Here is a 15,784-nt window from a genome sequence, read left to right on the forward strand (position 1 = left end):
CAATCCGCTCGCATTGCCTGAATTCAAGATCACACGACCGCCTTTGTCTTCAAACCCGATTTATGCAACAACGCCGTCTGGAGCCTCCATGCGGGCGACCTCCTTGAACCCGCCATTCGACACGTCGATGTAGGTGACACCTTCACTGGAGACACCCCACATATAAGACGGAGACGTCGATGCGAGCGTCATGATGTTGACGGGGCCCGCAACAATCCGTTTTTCCTTTCGAAGATCGACTTCGAACGTGCCGCGCGGAACGGCATACGGAAAGGAATCGCTCTGGGACGAATCGAAATGGGTAATGGCGTATTTTTCTGCCGCCAGATAAGGATTGGGTTTCGGGTTGGCGGGGAGGTCTTGCGCAAGGAGAGCGAATGCAGGAATGAGGGTGGCGATACCTGCCAACAAACGAAAACGTTTCGACATTAATTATCCTTTATCGCGGAATTGCGATCATCCATTTAAATGTGGGAGCGGTTGTTGGTTAGATTTTCGAAAGAAAATGCTCCAGGTAGTGACAGGGCCTCTCGATGCCCGAAGTGACCCGTATCACACGCCAGGTTCCGGGTAGATTGACAGCCTTCGGGAAGCCAGGTCCCGCTCACTCGCCAGCCGTTCGCCGAGATGGAAACCATACGAAGCCGTGCATAGCGTGGCGTGATGATGAAATCCTCTCCAGCCACGGCCCGAATAGTGGTCAAGTCCGAAATCCTGCCGAAGTTCCTCGTGGTCCCGGTCGGTGCGCCAGTGGTAATGTGCGGCCGCGACGAGTTCATTGATCGACGTGTCTTCCGGCAGCGTCGAAAGCCAGTATCTGACAGGCTCCGGCTCACCCAGCGGCCACTTCAATAGCAGCCATTGCAGTGGCTGCAGTCGCGACCAGCATGCGTAGCTGTCGGCATACTGCACCCGCGCCACGCCAAAGCGGCTGCTTCTCAGATTGCCGTTCCCTTCACGCCAGCTGATCGTCTGCAACGCGTGCGCAGGCAATTCCATGGCCAGTGCTCTGACGCTGATGGGGTAGTGCCCGGCCGTACGCCACGTCTGCGACGGCAGGCGTCCCGTTTCCCTGTATCCCGTTGACGGTAGCGATTCGGCTTGTGGGCGCCAGACGCGTGCTTGCGACGTGACACCCAATACGTACGGCAGTCCGAGGTCGATCAACCCTTGCCTGAAGTCGGGATCCATTCCGTAGCCGACATCGGCGAGCACGGGGCGTGAGGGCGATCCCGCAGCAAGCAGCCTTTCGATCTGTTGAAGCGCAAGTTTCGGCCTGGTCGCAAACTGCACGTCGGCGGGGACGCCTGCCTTCCTGCGCCGGATCGGATCGTCGGCCCATGCGCGCGGCAGATACAGCCGCCAGCCGACAGGCAGACTGGCACTTTCGCAGGCTAGCGAAACACTCACGGCAATTTGACATTTGTCATATCTGGCCGATGCTCCGTGATTTTGTCTCGCGACGCCCACTGGCTGGCTGCCACGCTTCGGAAAAGTGTTACAGCCGATGATCCACCAGCCGCTCCGGGACAGACCCGCCATTTGCGGGGTCACCCAGCGGGCGACCTGTGTCAGCAGTTCCTCATCGCACCACGGCGCTCTTGCCACGAAATGATGTAGCGCCTGACGCATTGCTTCCGCGCGCGCGGGCTGAAGATTTTCCGCAATGGCATTGGTGCTCTTTCGCTCCAACGGTCGCATCAGTCCCGTGCAATAGTCACGCAGGCCGACAATATGATGCTTGTGTCGGAATCCTTGAGAAAGATGTTCCAGGTATTCGTCAAACCGTTGCGATGTACTCATTGCATTGAAATAGCTTCATTGGACGCCAGTTAGACTCAGGTAGCTTGACGCTTGAGTGCTGCGTCTGCATGAGGCGAACATGACATTCCTGTCATGTTTGACGCGGCGTAAGTCATGTGGAAAACGGCAAAGCGCGGACAGACTTCCAGGGAAACCGTCGCTTTGATATCGTTGTGCGCCTGCCGGAGGAGCTTCGGACTGCAAGTGATTCAAACGAGGTAACAGGTAATGCGAATTCTGATTGTCGAAGACGAGGGCAAGACGGGCTTATATCTACGGAAGGGTTTGACGGAAGCGGGATATGTCGCCGACTGGGTGGAGGACGGCATTTCCGGGCAGCATCAGGCTGAAACGGAGGACTACGACCTGCTCATCGTGGATGTGATGCTGCCAGGGCAAGACGGCTGGACGCTGTTGCAGAATCTCAGACGCAGCAAGTCGACGCCGGTTCTCTTTCTCACCGCGAGAGACGACGTGGGAGACCGCATCCGGGGGCTGGAACTCGGTGCTGACGACTATCTCGCGAAGCCCTTTGATTTTGTTGAACTGACTGCACGCGTAAAGTCGATCCTTCGTCGCGCGCGGCAGCACGATTCGAACACGCTCCGAGTGTCCGACCTCGAACTCGACCTCACACGTCGTAAGGCCACGAGACAGGGAAAAGTCATTCTGTTGACGGCAAAAGAGTTTGCGCTGCTGTGGCTTTTGATGAGACGCGAAGGGGAAATCCTCCCGCGCGCGATCATTGCGTCACAAGTGTGGGACATGAATTTCAGCAGCGACACGAACGTGGTGGATTCGGCCATCCGCCGCCTGCGTTCCAAACTGGACGACCCTTTCGAGTCCAGGCTGATTCATACCGTCAGAGGCATGGGCTACGTTCTGGAAGTCCGAAGCCAGGTGACACCGTGATTCGCTCATGAAGCACGCATAGGAGATTTCAATAGAGCCGTTGTGCGGACAAGCGCGTGCCTGATATGTATCGCGAATTTTTTGTGCTTTCTCAAAGTTGCCCCTGCTGTCGGCGTGCTTAATCACATGGCCGCAGCGGGCGCAGTACTATTCTCTCGTCGACAGCGCGAATACCGAGGGCCAGGTTGGCATTGCGATGGGTATCGAATGTGAGCCGCCCGCGCGAGTCGTTGCACCATCAGGAATCGACCGATGCCGGATGGCAAGGTGAGTGGCTGGACCGGGCACCTGTCTGTCACTGGAAAGGGAATTCAAATGTGTCGCGGATGCGGAATTCTGAGGTGGACAGCTTGTGCATGCTGGCGGAAAGACGCGGGCGCAATATCGGCAGCCTGTCGCGTCACGGCTTGCAATTCGCGGCAATAGCCGGCGACAGCTAATCATGCTTCGTTATTTGCCGGGTAGCCTGCGTGTACGGCTCACCGTGCTGATCGTTTTCTATGCATCGATTGCGTTCGCGATTAGCGGATTCGCGGTCTATGAAGCGATGATGAGCCGTGTCGAAGCGAATGCCGCCGACCAGATGGAAGAAGTGATGTCGGCTCTCGAGGTTCACCTCTCCGGGCTGAAATCGACGGCCGGGATTACCCGCGATCCCGATACCTGGAAGGAGCACGTGCATGGGCGCGAGTACATGGCATTCGCTATCTTTGACATGGCAGGTAAGGACCTGCTGGCGACGCGCGGCTTTCGCAACTACTCGCCGGTTCTGGATGTACAGACGCCCCACAATCCTGTCACTCTTTCCACACCCACTACCGCATTACGATATCTCGTGACCATCGTGCCGCTCGACGGGCGTGACAGCGGGGCTGTCCGTGTCGTCGTACAGTACGACGGCAGTGAAGAGCGCGAATTGGTAAGGTCGAACACAGAGATCATCTTTATTACGGAGATGGTCGGCATTCTGCTTGCGGCAATCTCGGCTTACGGCGTGACGCTGCTCGGGCTGAGCCCTCTGCGCCGCATTGTCACGCGAGCCGAAGAGATGTCGATCAGCCGGCTCGGGCAACCGTTGCCGAAGCTCACCAGCTCGAATGAACTGTTGGAACTGGGACAGGCGTTCAACGGCATGCTGGCGCGTCTGGACGACTCGTTCACACGCTTGAGCGAGTTCTCTTCCAATCTTGCACACGATTTGCGCACCCCGCTCACGAATTTGCGAGCTGCGGCTCAGGTCGCTCTCGCGCAGTCGCGTGCTGCGCCCGAATACCGCGAAGTGATTGAATCGAGCATAGACGAATACGAGCGCTTGTCCCGAATGATCGACGACATGCTATTTCTTGCGCGCGCAGAGCGAGCTGACCTGTCGCTATCGAATTGCGAGTTCGACGCGGCGGCGGAAGCGCGTCGCGTCACCCGTTTTTACGAATCGCTGGCGCAAGCGGCAGATGTCACCATCGACGTCCGCGGGCAGGGGATCATCCATGCCGATTTGCTGTTGTATCAGCGCGCGGTCAGCAACCTGCTCGCGAATGCGATCGCGTACGCGCCACGCAATTCGACTATCGACATTGAATGTTGGGAGCAGCCGGGCGCGGTAGTGGTTCTGTTGTCCGATCGTGGCCCGGGGATTGCGCCGCCGCATGTGGAACGGATCTTCGAACGTTTCTACCGCGCCGATCCGACCCGGGAAAACGCCATTTCCTGCAGTACAGGGCTCGGGCTTGCCATCGTCAAATCGATCATGGATTTGCACCACGGATCGTGCGGTGTGAGAAGTGATCCTGCCGTCGGCACGACATTCTGGTTACGGTTCGTGTTACCGGAAAAGACAGTGGGTTCACCCTCCTGACAAACCTGATTGATGCGCGGCATGGCACGTGTGGTTGCCTTGATGCTAGAGCGAAAATCCCAGACACGGCACGTGAGATAGGCAAGTTTTGACACTATTGAACCGTGCACGAATCATCCAGACGTGGTTTCTGCGAGACAAAGACAATGTCGAACACCCGATATCGAAGCGCACTCTGATCTTTTATTTTATTGAAAACAATCTTCTATGCGTTTTGGTCACGTAGCAGTTCTATTTCGGGGATGTACTGGGGTGCCACACTAAAACGAAAGTGCTTCAAATCGATGGAATACTCAGCGATCTGATTCGTCAGATTACCGATTGCTTATGCTTTATCAGCGGTCGGGAGATTTCCATGTACTTAGGAGTTTGAAGCATGAAACAACATATCATTCTCGCCTGCGCAGTGGGTACCTTTGCGGTGAGTGCGCACGCACAAAGCAGCGTTACCCTGTATGGCTCGATCGACGCGGGCATCACCTATGCGAACAATGTCGGCGGGAAGAGTGTCTGGCAGCAGGGTAGCGGCAACCTGTCGAACAACTACTTTGGCTTGCGCGGTGCCGAGGATCTCGGGGGCGGGCTGAAGGCCATCTTTACGTTGGAAAGCGGCTTTGATCTGAACAACGGGGGCTTTCATGACGGCGACGATATGTTCAACCGTCAAGCCTTCGTCGGCCTGAAGAGTGACGCGTATGGCGCTGTGACGCTGGGACGTCAATACGACTCGACTTCGGAGTATCTCGGGCCGCTGTCGGCCGCAGGTGCTGGCTTCGGCAACAATCTCGCCGGCCATCCGTTCGACAACGACAACCTGGCGCAGACGTACTCGACCAAAAATGCGGTCAAGTACACCAGCCCGAACTATGCGGGCATCCAGTTCGGCGGCATGTATGGCTTCAGCAACGACGCGAACGGCTTTGCGAACGGCCGCACGTGGAGCCTGGGCGCCAGGTACGGTACAGGTCCGCTGAGCGTCGCGGCGGGTTACACACAGTCGGATAACTCGGGTGGGCTGGGCGGCGCAAACAGCGCGGCGTCGGCAAGCCAGAACATTTCGGCGACGCTTCAGCGTACTTACGGTTTGGGCGCCACCTACGCATTCGGCCCGGCACAGGTTGGTCTCGTGTGGACGCACTCGCAGATCGACGGTCTCGCGAGCCTGTCGAGTGGCGGCGCTGCACTGCCCGGTCTTACGGGGATGAACCTGCATCTTGATAATTATGAAATCAACGGCCAGTACAGGCTTACACCGGCACTGGCAGTCGTCAGCTCTTACACGTTCACTGACGGCACGGTGACAGGCAGCAACAGCAGCAATTCGCCGACGTGGCACACGTTCGTTTTAGGTACGGACTATTCTCTCAGCAAGCGTACGGACGTGTACCTGGCGGGCGTGTACCAGCATGCTTCCGGCTCGCTCGGTTATGACGCGAACGGTAACGGCATCGCGAACGTGGCATCCATCAACATGCTGTCGCCGTCGTCAACCAACAACCAGGTTGCAGCAACGATCGGACTGCGTCACCGCTTCTGATCGAAGGGACATCGGGCAGATAGCGCAATCCGTTGTCTGCCCTCTGGGAAGCGAGGGGAGCACGAAGTCGAGATCCACTCGCATGGCTCATGGGCCTTCGTCAGGTAGAACGACGGCGAAGGCCCGCCTGGAAATGCAGGCAGAGTACTGTTCGAAGCCGTTCACGAACCTTTAAGGTTCGGGTCGATTCGTTACGGGCGGAACCTGCGTAGCGGGACGTTGTGCGCGTAAGCGCCTTTCAGGAAGGTGAATTGAAACTGGGCCGCCCGAGTACCGGACTGCGCCCCATGAATGTCCGGATGCATGTGCTGGCACATGCATACCGCAGCGACGGAATCAGAACCGGTACGCCAGACCTACCGATCCGAAGATAGCAGCCTTGTGTTCGACGACGGGGCTGTCGGCTGCGTCACCCACCAGACTGGACACGCCCAGCACGGCAGCCGTGCTCCAATGCGGGGTGAGCTGGTGCTTCCACGTGACGCTGGCGTCGACACCCTTGATGCCCGCTGAGGGCGAATATCCGGCGAGCCTTGACTGGCTTGCGAGTGACTCCTGATCGGTAACGCCGAAATAGGTATTCATATAATCGCCATTACCGAAAGTCGCACCCACTGTCAGATTAACTGTGTTTTTCGGCGTCGCCAAAGCGGTGAAACCACCCGCGAGACGGACTTTCAGACCATATCCACTGTGCGTCGCCTGCAGCGCGTTGAGCGACGCGTGCCACTTGCCGTGACGCCAATCCACGAACGCGCCAACGCGGGCCGTGTTGGAAATGTCGTTGGTTCCGGTAAGGCGAGACGAATCGTCGGCGTCCCGCCCAAAGTCGAACTGCGCAATCAAACCCGTCGAAATGCCGGCTCCGAGCGGATAGCGTATTCCGGCTGAGAGCCCGGAAACGAAAAAGAGCCCATTGTCATAGGCGAACAAAGGCAACGGCAGTGCACGGTACGATGCGGCGCCGTCGTATTTGGGCATGACATTGACTTGCGCGCCAAGCGAGGTCTCGGCCGGGTAAGCAGGTCTGGATGGGGTCGCCATGGCCGCGCCAATGGTTAGCGCGGCTGCGACGTGGAGATATCGCATGAATAATTCCTTGAATGATCGATAGGAAGGTCAGAACTGACAATGGCGGTCGAACGTCTGGACATCCATGTGGGGGTGCGGCATCTGTGCGTCGCGACTCGTCAGGTGCGTAACAACTGCGGTTATGGCAACCGCTTGAACGCAGGGTCGGTGCGCCGTTGCGGATAGCTGCGGTGACGGCGGGCAGTATTGGTGGCCGGGGATAAGATCAAGCGTCGGTATTCGTCTTCAAAGGTGGAAATCTCAAGTGAAGTTGCTGTTCATGACGTAGCCTCCGGGCTAGATGATGAGATGTGACATTAGTGAATAGGCATGCTTACTAAATAGAACATGTTTGAAAAATTGAAACGACATGAAATCTATTTTCCAGAGGCGTTTTTCGCCGCGCATTGTTCAGGAATTTTTACTCTACCGTTGTTGCAAAAAATGAGCCGTCCGTATTGGTCATTTTTCGATATTGAGTTTTATTCGAATGATGAAATTTATGTTTAGTCAAAGATTTGACTGTTACTTGAAGTTGAAGCTGCGAGTCGTGATAAAACGCCTTCTAGTTTTCGTTGCAGACTCCATGAAGCGCTTCGAAAGCTTAGACATCGTGTGGTTACGTTTCCTATAGCCGAGCTGACCGTTAGCACCTGAAGAGAACCCAAGGAACTGCCAATGAGTTATTGCCATGTGTTGATACATACGGCCAGGGCGATCCCGATCCTCCTGGTTGACCGCAGTCTTTGGCGCTCGATCCGCACACACATCGTGGGGTTGACTATCGATGTTTGCGAACTCACCGGTCGTGTCGGTGCTGTTCTTCTGTTTCCCGTTGCCGTACCAATTGTCGCGATTCTGATTGTGGCGCCCATGCGCCGGGAAGGAAGGGAACAGGATTGCCCTTCGAGTTCCGTCGACACAGCGTGGACGCAAGATGCGCAACGCACCCTCTGAGCCAGGTCAACCTGATCCGATAGCGCAGGCGAGAAGGGAAAGTTGTCTGGCGCGTGCCGCGTGAACCGATGTCGGAATAAACCGGGGTGATTCACCTCGACAAAAGAATCCCTTTGACACAGGAAAATGCAGATGAGTAAAGCTACCAGGTTGGCAGTGGCAGTTATCGTGATCATGGGCGTTGCACCGTGGGCGAGCGCGCAGACCGCTCAACCCGCTTCGAGTGCGCAAGAACCATCCGCACTCACCGGGCGGGTGCAGGCGCTTCTCGCCACAGCGCCCCCCGTTGAGATCAAGGCCCGGATATCCGATATCGACCGTGCTTCGCGCATCATTACTCTGCATGGTCCGAAGGGGCGCGACATCGATGTCGCGATGGGGCCGCAGGTCGAAAATTTCGATCAGCTCCGCGTGGGCGATAACGTCGAAGTGCTCTACAAAAACGCGTTGCTCGTGTCCGTTGACAAGATCGCGGGCGCGGACAAGGGAATTCGCAAACGTGTCGATTCCAGCGTGTATCAGTCGACACCGTCGGGATACAGCGCCGCGCGCCAGGTCGAGGTTCAGGCCACAGTGCTGGATATGGACGCCAGCAAGCGCGAGATGCGGTTGCGAGGCGCCTATCGGACAGTCACGCTCGTAGTCGGTCCCGATATCGATTTCAAGACTTTGAAAGTGGGCGATACCGTCCATGCCGTGTTTGTGTCGGCTTATGCGACACGGGTGACGCCCATTAACGCGCGTTAACGCACACTAGCGCGAGCCTGTAAGCAGCGTATGGACACGCAATGACAATGACGTTCGCGGCACGGGTGAAATCGATAAGAACGAAGCAATTGCGAAACCGATGAACAATCGATTCTTGCCGCGAACTTTGGGGGCGAGATTAACCGCTCTGATCTTTCTTTCGACATCGGTCATTCTGGCGCTGAGCGGCGCCGCGCTTTACGAGGCCTTGCGCAGCCGTATGTCCATGGCGGCAGGCGGTCATATGCAGGCCACGCTAGAGGCACTGCAGGTCGATCTCGCGAGCGTGCGTGCGACAAGCCACATCTCGAACCATCCCCATGTCTGGACCGATCAGATGGATGGCCATCAGAACATAGATATGGCCATCTACGATATGACCGGAAACCGTCTTGTCAGCACGAGCGGCTTTCAGCCATTTGCACTGCTCCGCGACCTGCCGCCGGATCGTCAGAACGCTGCGTTCGATACCAGAGGCGCGATGTTTCGCTATATCACGGCGCTGGCGCGGCTCGCGGGATCAGACTGTGTTTCTGTGCGTGTCGTGGTCCAGTACGACAAATCGGACAACCTTGCCTCGTTGCGCGCGCATGCATGGACGATCGCGCTGATCGAAGTAGTGGGCGCGGGGATCGCAGCGGCATTTGCCTATGTCATTGCCGTGTTCGGTCTCAGCCCGCTTCGACGCTTCGTCTCGTACGCAGAGGAGATGTCGTCATGCCGTCTCGCGCAACCTTTGTCGGGATTCGATACATCGGAAGAACTGAAGGAACTGGAGCACGCTTTTAATGGCATGCTGGAAAGGCTGGACGATTCGTTTACGCGCCTCGGCCAGTTCTCCTCGAACCTCGCACACGATATGCGTACGCCGTTGACGAATCTGCAGGCAGCCGCGCAGGTGGCGCTGTCGCTGCCGCGCAGCACGGAGGAATACCGTGACGTCATCGAGTCGAGTGTAGAGGAGTACCAGCGTCTGTCGGGAATGATCGAAGACATGCTCTTCCTTGCACGGTCGGAGAGGGCGCACACGCTAGTCAAGGTCTGCCGGCTTGACGCCGTAGTGGAGGCCGAACGGGTCACGGGCTACTACGAGCCCATGGCATCCGATGCGGGAGTCACCATCGAGTTGAGCGGGCGCGCCGAAGTTCGCGCGGACCTGTTGCTTTTCCAGCGTGCGTTGAGCAATCTGCTTTCCAATGCGCTCGCTCATGCGCCTCGCGGGTCGACTATTTTCGTCAAGTGCCGCGAGGAAGGCGGTACAGCGGAAATCGCTGTCACGGATACGGGCCAGGGCATTGGGGGAGAGCACGTCGATCGTATCTTTGAACGGTTCTACCGCGTCGATCCGTCGCGGCACAATCTTGGCTCTGGAACGGGCCTCGGCCTGGCGATCGTGAAATCGATCATGGAAAGCCATGGTGGCCAATGCGGTGTGGAAAGCTGTCCGGGTGTGCGCACTACGTTCTGGCTTCGCTTTCCGCACGCTGACGTGAACCCGGGTGCCGGCGCCGCCAGCGCGTTCTGAATTCTTGATACAGGTGGCGCGCTTTTCGCATCCGGCATCGAGCCAGTAAGGCGTGCCGTGAGCGCCACGTTGTCAATCAACTGTTACCACTGAGTGCTTGAACGGTGATCCCGGTGTTTTTCTGGCGCTTGTTCGCACAGTTTGCCAATTGATTCTGCTGCGCCGGATTGCCGACCATGACGCGTTTATCATGTCCGCGTCATGGAAGAGCAGCGACTGGACGGCATGCTATGTACTCTGCCTGTCAATCGCACGATTTTATGATTTCCGAACTCGCGTTACCCGAGCAGCTAAGGCTGGCCATCTCCCGTAAAACACTGGAGGTGTCTTATCAGCCTGTAATCAGGCTCGCCGACAACAAATGCGTCGGTGTCGAATCACTGCTCAGATGGCGGCTGCATGGACAGGAGATCTCGCCGGAGATCGTTGTTGGTGTGGCCGAACAGCATCGGCTGATGGGACCATTGACCGATCTCGTGCTCCACAAGAGCCTTGATGACCTGGCGTGCGTACTGAGCGCGGACCGGTCGTTTCGCGTTTCGATCAATGTGGGCAGCGACGATCTTCGCAGCGTCCGCTTTCTGGATGTTCTCGCGCAAGCGTTGAAATGGACGGGCGTCCGCGCTTCGCAAGTGGGCATCGAAGCCACTGAAAGAGGCTTCATGCATCCGGACGCGACGCGCAGCGTCATTGCTGCACTCAGATGGGCGGGGCATCCTGTTTATATCGATGACTTCGGGACTGGCTATTCCTGCCTTTCTTATCTGGGGACATTCCACGTCGACGCACTGAAGCTCGACAAGGCGTTCGTCAACCCCGTCGAGAATGCTCACGCCAGCTGCGTGGTGGCGCCGCACATCATCGCGATGGCACACGACCTGGGAATGGAAATCGTCGCCGAAGGCATCGAATCGGCCGCGCAGGCCGAGTATCTGCTGCGCAAAGGCGTGCAGTACGGACAGGGCTGGTACTTCGCGAAAGCCATGCCTGTTGCCGAACTGCTACCGTGGCTAGCGCAACATGCACAATCAGGGAAGAGGGATGAACGCAGGCGTTGCGCCAGTTCTCCACGCTTGCAACTGCTGCGCGCGCCATAAAAAAGAGCGAAGCCCGCAAAGGCTTCGCTCTTACGCTAACGTACTAAAGCGTATTCAATTCATCATCCACAAGCAGGCGCTGCCTTCTTGCACGCATCGGCCAGTTGCGGCGGCGGATCTTTCTTGAACACCGTCTTGTACGATTCGAGCACGTTCGACTGCACGACGGGCAGCGATTGCACGCCGATCCACGCCGGAGGCGTCTGACCGATCAGCGCCTTCATCATCGCCATCGCTTCGGCTACGCCCTGGTCATACGGACGCTGCGAACCCGTCGCCTTGAGCGGACCGCCCTTGGCTATTTCAATTGCCGATTCGAGGCCGAGGTCGACCGTCGTCACGGGCGTGTTGATGCCTTGCGCGCGCATTGACGTGAGCGTATCGAGTGCGGGCTGGTCCCATACGGCAAACACGCCCTTCACATCGGGATTCGCGGTGAGGAAGTCGCCCGCAATCTGGCCGACTTTCGACGGGTCCGTGAACGCGACCTGCTTGACCTTGATGTCGGGGCGATTCTTCTTCAGCCATTCGTTGACGGCCTTCGTGCGCTCCGTCGTACTGAAGTAATCGACGCCGAAGTTCACGAGACCGACCGTGCCGCCTTTCGGCACACACGATGCGAGCACCTTCGCCGCGATCTGCCCGTTGCCCTCGCTATCTGCCGACACCATCGCCGAGTATTGCTCGGGATGCTTGAGGCCCGTCGGCACGTTGTCCATGAACACGAGCTTGATGCCTGCCTGCGAGACCTTCTTGTAGGTCGCAGCCGTCGCCGTGCCGTCGACGGGAATCGAAATGATGCCGTCAGGATGGCGCTGGATCGTGTTTTCGATGTCGGCGATCTGCTTGTCGACCTGATACTCGGCCGATGCCGTGCCGATCACTTCGACGCCGTACTTCTTCAGCGTATCGGTGATGCCTGCGACCTGCAGTTGCGACCAGTCGAGGTTCATCGTCTGCATCGAAATGCCGACCTTGAACTTGCCGGCCTTGACCTTTGCCGCCTCGGCATCCGTCAGTTTGACGGCATCGGCGGATGCCGCTTTCTCGCCATTCGGTCCCTGCCCGACGATGCCCGTCGGACCAATCGAGTTCGCAGGCAGGCTCGTGCAAGCCTGCGCAAACGCCTGCGAACAGCAGATGGCCAGCGCAGTCGCCGCCACCACCACACTCGCCAGCTTCGCTCCTGATACACGACGATCGTTCATGTTTTCCTCCGTTGGTCGTGATGTACTGCGTCTCCTGCCGTTTTTGGAATTGCCCTTTGTGGCCTCGCGCGCAACGCCGCATGCGCGAAAGGCCGATTGACTCTCACCGCTCGATGCTCATTTGCGGGTGAATGCGACAGCCGCGACGATGATGACGCCCTTGATGACGAGTTGCAGCGACGAACTCACGCCGAGCAGCACAAGGCCGTTATTCAGCGTGCCGATGATGAGACTGCCGAGCAGCGTGCCGAGAATGAAGCCGCGTCCGCCGAACAGACTGCAGCCGCCCAGCGTGACGGATGCGATCACATCGAGTTCCATGCCCTGCACGACGTCCGGCCGCGCCGCATGCGAGCGCGCGGACAGTACGAGCGCGGCGAGACCGGCGAGCACGCCCGTCAGCACGAAAGCGAGCGTGGTGACGCGCCGGATGTTGATGCCCGAATAGAGTGCCGCTGTCGGGTTGCCGCCTGCCGCGTAGATCTGCCGGCCGAACACGCTGTAGTGCAGCAGCAGGATGCCGCCGATCACGGCGAGCAGCGTCCACAGGATTGGCACGGGGATGCCTGCAATATCGCCTTCGCCGAAGATCGCGATGAAGTGGTCGTTAGTGATGATCTCGGGGCGTGTCGTCGTGACCATCAACGCGAGCCCGCGCGCCGCGCTCAGCGTGCCGAGCGTGACGAGAAACGAAGGAATGTTCAGGCGTGTCGTGACGAAACCGTTGATCGCGCCGACGATCGCGCCTGTGCCGATGCCCGCAATCGCGCCGACGATCCAGGTATCGCTGATGTGCGACATCGCGAGCGCGGCTGACATGCCCGACAGCGCGAGCGCCGAGCCCACGGACAGATCGATCTGCCGCGCGATGATGACGAACGTCATGCCGATCGCGATGATCGACACGAGGGCCGTTTGCCGCCCGATATTGAGGAAGTTGTCGATCGACAGGAACCACGGCGACGCAAAGCTGAACACCACCAGCAGGATTGCAAACGCGATGTACAGCATGTACGGGCGATCACCCTGTAGCAGACGCCGCGCAATGCGCCGCGCGCGGCCGTGACGCTGAATGGCCTGTTGTTCTGCGGGCATCGGCGAAACTGACTCGTTCATGTTGCAAGCTCTTCGGTAGGCCGGGGAAGTTGAATGAGATGGTGCAGTTCTTCGGCGGTGCGTAGCTGCGAGCGCTCGATGGTTCGCACGATCGAGCCGTCCACCACGATGGAGATGCGGTCGCACAGCCGCAACAGTTCGTCCAGATCCGACGACACCACGACGACGCCCGTGCCCGCGCGCGCCGCGTCGCGCACCACGCCGTAGATTTCTTCACGCGCGCCGACATCGACGCCGACGGTCGGCTCATCGAGCAGCAACACCTTCGGCCGCGGATGATTCCATTTGGCGAACACGACTTTCTGCTGGTTGCCGCCGGAGAGAAATTTCACGTGCGTCGATGCGTCGGGCGCCTTCACGGAAAGCTGCTTCATCGCCGTGCGTGCCTGTTGCGCGGCTGCTTGCGCGCGCAACCAGCCGCCGCGCGAAAACTGCGGCAGGCGCGGCAAGGTCAGATTGCGTTCGATCGAATGATCTAGCACGAGTCCTTGCAGATGCCGGTCTTCCGGCACGAGCGCGATGCCGCGCTGGATTGCATCGCCTGGGCGGCGCGCGGCGAGCGGCTGGCCGTCGAGCTCGATCGCGCCGGCGTCAATCGGCAGCAGGCCGAAGATGGTCTGCAATATCTCGGTGCGGCCGCTGCCGATCAGTCCCGCAAGGCCGTGCACTTGGCCCTTGCGCACGGCGAAATTCACGTTATGCAAACGCGCGTTGCTCACGTTCGACAGGCTCAGCACGGGAGCATCGAGGGTGCTCTGCGCTCCGGTTTGTCCTGCTGTTTGTGCTGCTGCGCTTTGCGCCGACGCGCCCGTCGTCGTTTCCTGTCTGGCCTGCATCGCAGCATGACGCGGGCCGACGATCGCCGCGACGAGTTGTTTCATGTCGGTGTCGGCCGTGGCGAAATGGCCGGCGTTCGCACCATCGCGGAACACGGTCACGCGCTGCGAAATGCGAAACACCTCGTTCAGCCGGTGTGTCACGTAGATCACACCGACGCCGCGCGCCGTCACAGTGCGGATCGCGTCGAAGAGAATTTGTTCTTCGCCGCCCGTTAGCGCCGACGTCGGTTCATCGAGGATGAGCACGCGCACGTCGCCCATCAGCGCTTTGCAGATTTCCGTCATTTGCCGGTACGCGAACGGCAGCGAATCGACGGGCACCCGCGGATCGAGCGGGATATTGTGTTCACGCAGAAAGGCGCCGACCTGCGCCATCAGTTCGCGCTGCCTGACGAAGCCAAGCCGCGTGCGCGGCTCGCGCCCGAGCATCAGATTGGCGCCGACGGACAGCGATTCGACGAGACTGAGGTCCTGATAGACGACGGCAACGCCTGCCTCGCGCGATTTCGCGGGCGATTCGAATGCGACTTTCTGGCCGGCGATTTCGATCGAGCCTTCGTCGTACGTGTGGACGCCGCTCAGTATCTTGATGAGAGTGGATTTGCCTGCGCCGTTTTCGCCGAGCAGGGCATGGACTTCACCCGGCAGGACTTCCAGGTTGACGCCGCGCAGCGCCTGCACGCCACCGAATTTCTTGGTGACGCCTGCAACGCGGATCAATGGCACACGGGGCGATGAAGCGGCCGCGACCGCAACCGGCTCACTCATCCTGGAGTCTCCTTCGTCGGTATGACGAATTCTTATGTTTCGCGATTGAATCGCGGTGTGTGTGTTGTGATCTTCGCATCATGGATATGGTGCGTCAATAACATTTGGTCTCTGTATTATTAGGGATTTCTTGGATGGTTGAAATAATCGTATCGGAAGTTGTTATGATTGTTTCGTTTTTGGCCTCCGGGGCGGGCTTTTGCTGTTAGGGTTTTGGTGGTTTTGACGGGTTGGTCTGGTTTGGTCTGGTCTTTCGCTGGCATCCGCGTTACGCCTTCGTACTTCACGCGTCGCCCCTGTGCGGGGCGGCACCTACTTTTCTTTGCCGCCGCAAAGAAAAGTAGGCAAA

14 protein-coding genes are annotated in these 15,784 nt (G+C 58.5%); 7 read left to right on the plus strand and 7 right to left on the minus strand.

Features of this window, described 5'->3' with window-relative positions:
* Positions 1 to 60: 60 nt before the first annotated feature.
* Both SB822_RS52860 and SB822_RS52865 read right to left on the minus strand, forming a co-directional pair.
* Positions 61 to 429, minus strand: a complete 369-nt coding sequence (locus SB822_RS52860) for a hypothetical protein (protein ID WP_410858550.1) — start codon at positions 427 to 429, stop codon at positions 61 to 63.
* Positions 430 to 552: 123 nt separating this feature from the next.
* Entirely contained in the window at positions 553 to 1,803 is a 1,251-nt protein-coding gene (locus SB822_RS52865; RefSeq protein ID WP_094297775.1) for an IS701 family transposase, read from the minus strand.
* A gap of 228 nt (positions 1,804 to 2,031) precedes the next feature.
* On the opposite strand from SB822_RS52865, the gene irlR reads away from it, so the two are divergent.
* From irlR to SB822_RS52880, 3 genes are all read left to right on the plus strand, one after another.
* Complete coding sequence (gene irlR, locus SB822_RS52870; RefSeq protein ID WP_007734506.1) at positions 2,032 to 2,715, plus strand: heavy metal response regulator transcription factor IrlR; 684 nt, start codon at positions 2,032 to 2,034, stop codon at positions 2,713 to 2,715.
* 442 nt (positions 2,716 to 3,157) lie between these two features.
* Positions 3,158 to 4,570, plus strand: a complete 1,413-nt coding sequence (locus tag SB822_RS52875; protein WP_410858551.1) for a heavy metal sensor histidine kinase — start codon at positions 3,158 to 3,160, stop codon at positions 4,568 to 4,570.
* Between the two features lie 376 nt (positions 4,571 to 4,946).
* Positions 4,947 to 6,107 (plus strand): porin, encoded by a 1,161-nt coding sequence (locus SB822_RS52880; protein ID WP_410858552.1) that lies wholly within the window; start codon positions 4,947 to 4,949, stop codon positions 6,105 to 6,107.
* 336 nt (positions 6,108 to 6,443) lie between these two features.
* Here SB822_RS52880 and SB822_RS52885 read toward each other — a convergent pair whose 3' ends face one another.
* A complete protein-coding gene (locus SB822_RS52885; protein ID WP_410858553.1) occupies positions 6,444 to 7,151 on the minus strand; it encodes a MipA/OmpV family protein in 708 nt (235 codons plus the stop codon).
* Positions 7,152 to 7,856: 705 nt separating this feature from the next.
* On the opposite strand from SB822_RS52885, the gene SB822_RS52890 reads away from it, so the two are divergent.
* From SB822_RS52890 to SB822_RS52905, 4 genes are all read left to right on the plus strand, one after another.
* Positions 7,857 to 8,135 carry a hypothetical protein gene (locus tag SB822_RS52890; RefSeq protein ID WP_410858554.1) on the plus strand — a complete coding sequence of 93 codons (279 nt, stop codon included), beginning with the start codon at positions 7,857 to 7,859 and terminating at the stop codon, positions 8,133 to 8,135.
* 132 nt (positions 8,136 to 8,267) lie between these two features.
* A complete protein-coding gene (locus tag SB822_RS52895) occupies positions 8,268 to 8,882 on the plus strand; it encodes a hypothetical protein (protein WP_410858555.1) in 615 nt (204 codons plus the stop codon).
* Positions 8,883 to 8,982: 100 nt separating this feature from the next.
* Complete coding sequence (locus SB822_RS52900; RefSeq protein WP_410858556.1) at positions 8,983 to 10,407, plus strand: heavy metal sensor histidine kinase; 1,425 nt, start codon at positions 8,983 to 8,985, stop codon at positions 10,405 to 10,407.
* Positions 10,408 to 10,583: 176 nt separating this feature from the next.
* On the plus strand, positions 10,584 to 11,504 hold the full coding sequence (locus SB822_RS52905; protein ID WP_410858560.1) for an EAL domain-containing protein: 921 nt from the start codon (positions 10,584 to 10,586) through the stop codon (positions 11,502 to 11,504).
* 62 nt (positions 11,505 to 11,566) lie between these two features.
* On the opposite strand, the gene SB822_RS52910 is transcribed toward SB822_RS52905, so the two are convergent.
* The 4 genes from SB822_RS52910 to SB822_RS52925 all read right to left on the minus strand — a co-directional run.
* Positions 11,567 to 12,712: a substrate-binding domain-containing protein gene (locus SB822_RS52910; protein WP_410858557.1), complete on the minus strand. Its 1,146-nt coding sequence runs from the start codon at positions 12,710 to 12,712 to the stop codon at positions 11,567 to 11,569.
* Between the two features lie 117 nt (positions 12,713 to 12,829).
* The gene (locus tag SB822_RS52915; RefSeq protein ID WP_079501685.1) at positions 12,830 to 13,828 is read right to left on the minus strand and encodes an ABC transporter permease; all 999 of its coding nucleotides are present in this window, start codon (positions 13,826 to 13,828) and stop codon (positions 12,830 to 12,832) included.
* Complete coding sequence (locus SB822_RS52920; protein WP_410858558.1) at positions 13,825 to 15,435, minus strand: sugar ABC transporter ATP-binding protein; 1,611 nt, start codon at positions 15,433 to 15,435, stop codon at positions 13,825 to 13,827. The genes SB822_RS52915 and SB822_RS52920 overlap by 4 nt, the downstream gene beginning before the upstream one ends.
* Before the next feature lie 119 nt (positions 15,436 to 15,554).
* On the minus strand, positions 15,555 to 15,784 hold a 230-nt coding region (locus SB822_RS52925), incomplete at its 5' end, for a hypothetical protein (protein ID WP_410858559.1).

Source organism: Paraburkholderia sp. SIMBA_054 (genome assembly GCF_046534875.1).
In the GTDB taxonomy this organism is placed as follows: domain Bacteria; phylum Pseudomonadota; class Gammaproteobacteria; order Burkholderiales; family Burkholderiaceae; genus Paraburkholderia; species Paraburkholderia hospita.

What these genes read in the sequence shown, in the direction of transcription:
- SB822_RS52860 (WP_410858550.1), bottom strand. Translation starts at nt 429, where the DNA reads ATGTCGAAACGTTTTCGTTTGTTGGCAGGTATCGCCACCCTCATTCCT.
- SB822_RS52865 (WP_094297775.1), bottom strand. Translation starts at nt 1,803, where the DNA reads ATGAGTACATCGCAACGGTTTGACGAATACCTGGAACATCTTTCTCAA.
- irlR (WP_007734506.1), top strand. Translation starts at nt 2,032, where the DNA reads ATGCGAATTCTGATTGTCGAAGACGAGGGCAAGACGGGCTTATATCTA.
- SB822_RS52875 (WP_410858551.1), top strand. Translation starts at nt 3,158, where the DNA reads ATGCTTCGTTATTTGCCGGGTAGCCTGCGTGTACGGCTCACCGTGCTG.
- SB822_RS52880 (WP_410858552.1), top strand. Translation starts at nt 4,947, where the DNA reads ATGAAACAACATATCATTCTCGCCTGCGCAGTGGGTACCTTTGCGGTG.
- SB822_RS52885 (WP_410858553.1), bottom strand. Translation starts at nt 7,151, where the DNA reads ATGGCGACCCCATCCAGACCTGCTTACCCGGCCGAGACCTCGCTTGGC.
- SB822_RS52890 (WP_410858554.1), top strand. Translation starts at nt 7,857, where the DNA reads ATGAGTTATTGCCATGTGTTGATACATACGGCCAGGGCGATCCCGATC.
- SB822_RS52895 (WP_410858555.1), top strand. Translation starts at nt 8,268, where the DNA reads ATGAGTAAAGCTACCAGGTTGGCAGTGGCAGTTATCGTGATCATGGGC.
- SB822_RS52900 (WP_410858556.1), top strand. Translation starts at nt 8,983, where the DNA reads ATGAACAATCGATTCTTGCCGCGAACTTTGGGGGCGAGATTAACCGCT.
- SB822_RS52905 (WP_410858560.1), top strand. Translation starts at nt 10,584, where the DNA reads ATGACGCGTTTATCATGTCCGCGTCATGGAAGAGCAGCGACTGGACGG.
- SB822_RS52910 (WP_410858557.1), bottom strand. Translation starts at nt 12,712, where the DNA reads ATGAACGATCGTCGTGTATCAGGAGCGAAGCTGGCGAGTGTGGTGGTG.
- SB822_RS52915 (WP_079501685.1), bottom strand. Translation starts at nt 13,828, where the DNA reads ATGAACGAGTCAGTTTCGCCGATGCCCGCAGAACAACAGGCCATTCAG.
- SB822_RS52920 (WP_410858558.1), bottom strand. Translation starts at nt 15,435, where the DNA reads ATGAGTGAGCCGGTTGCGGTCGCGGCCGCTTCATCGCCCCGTGTGCCA.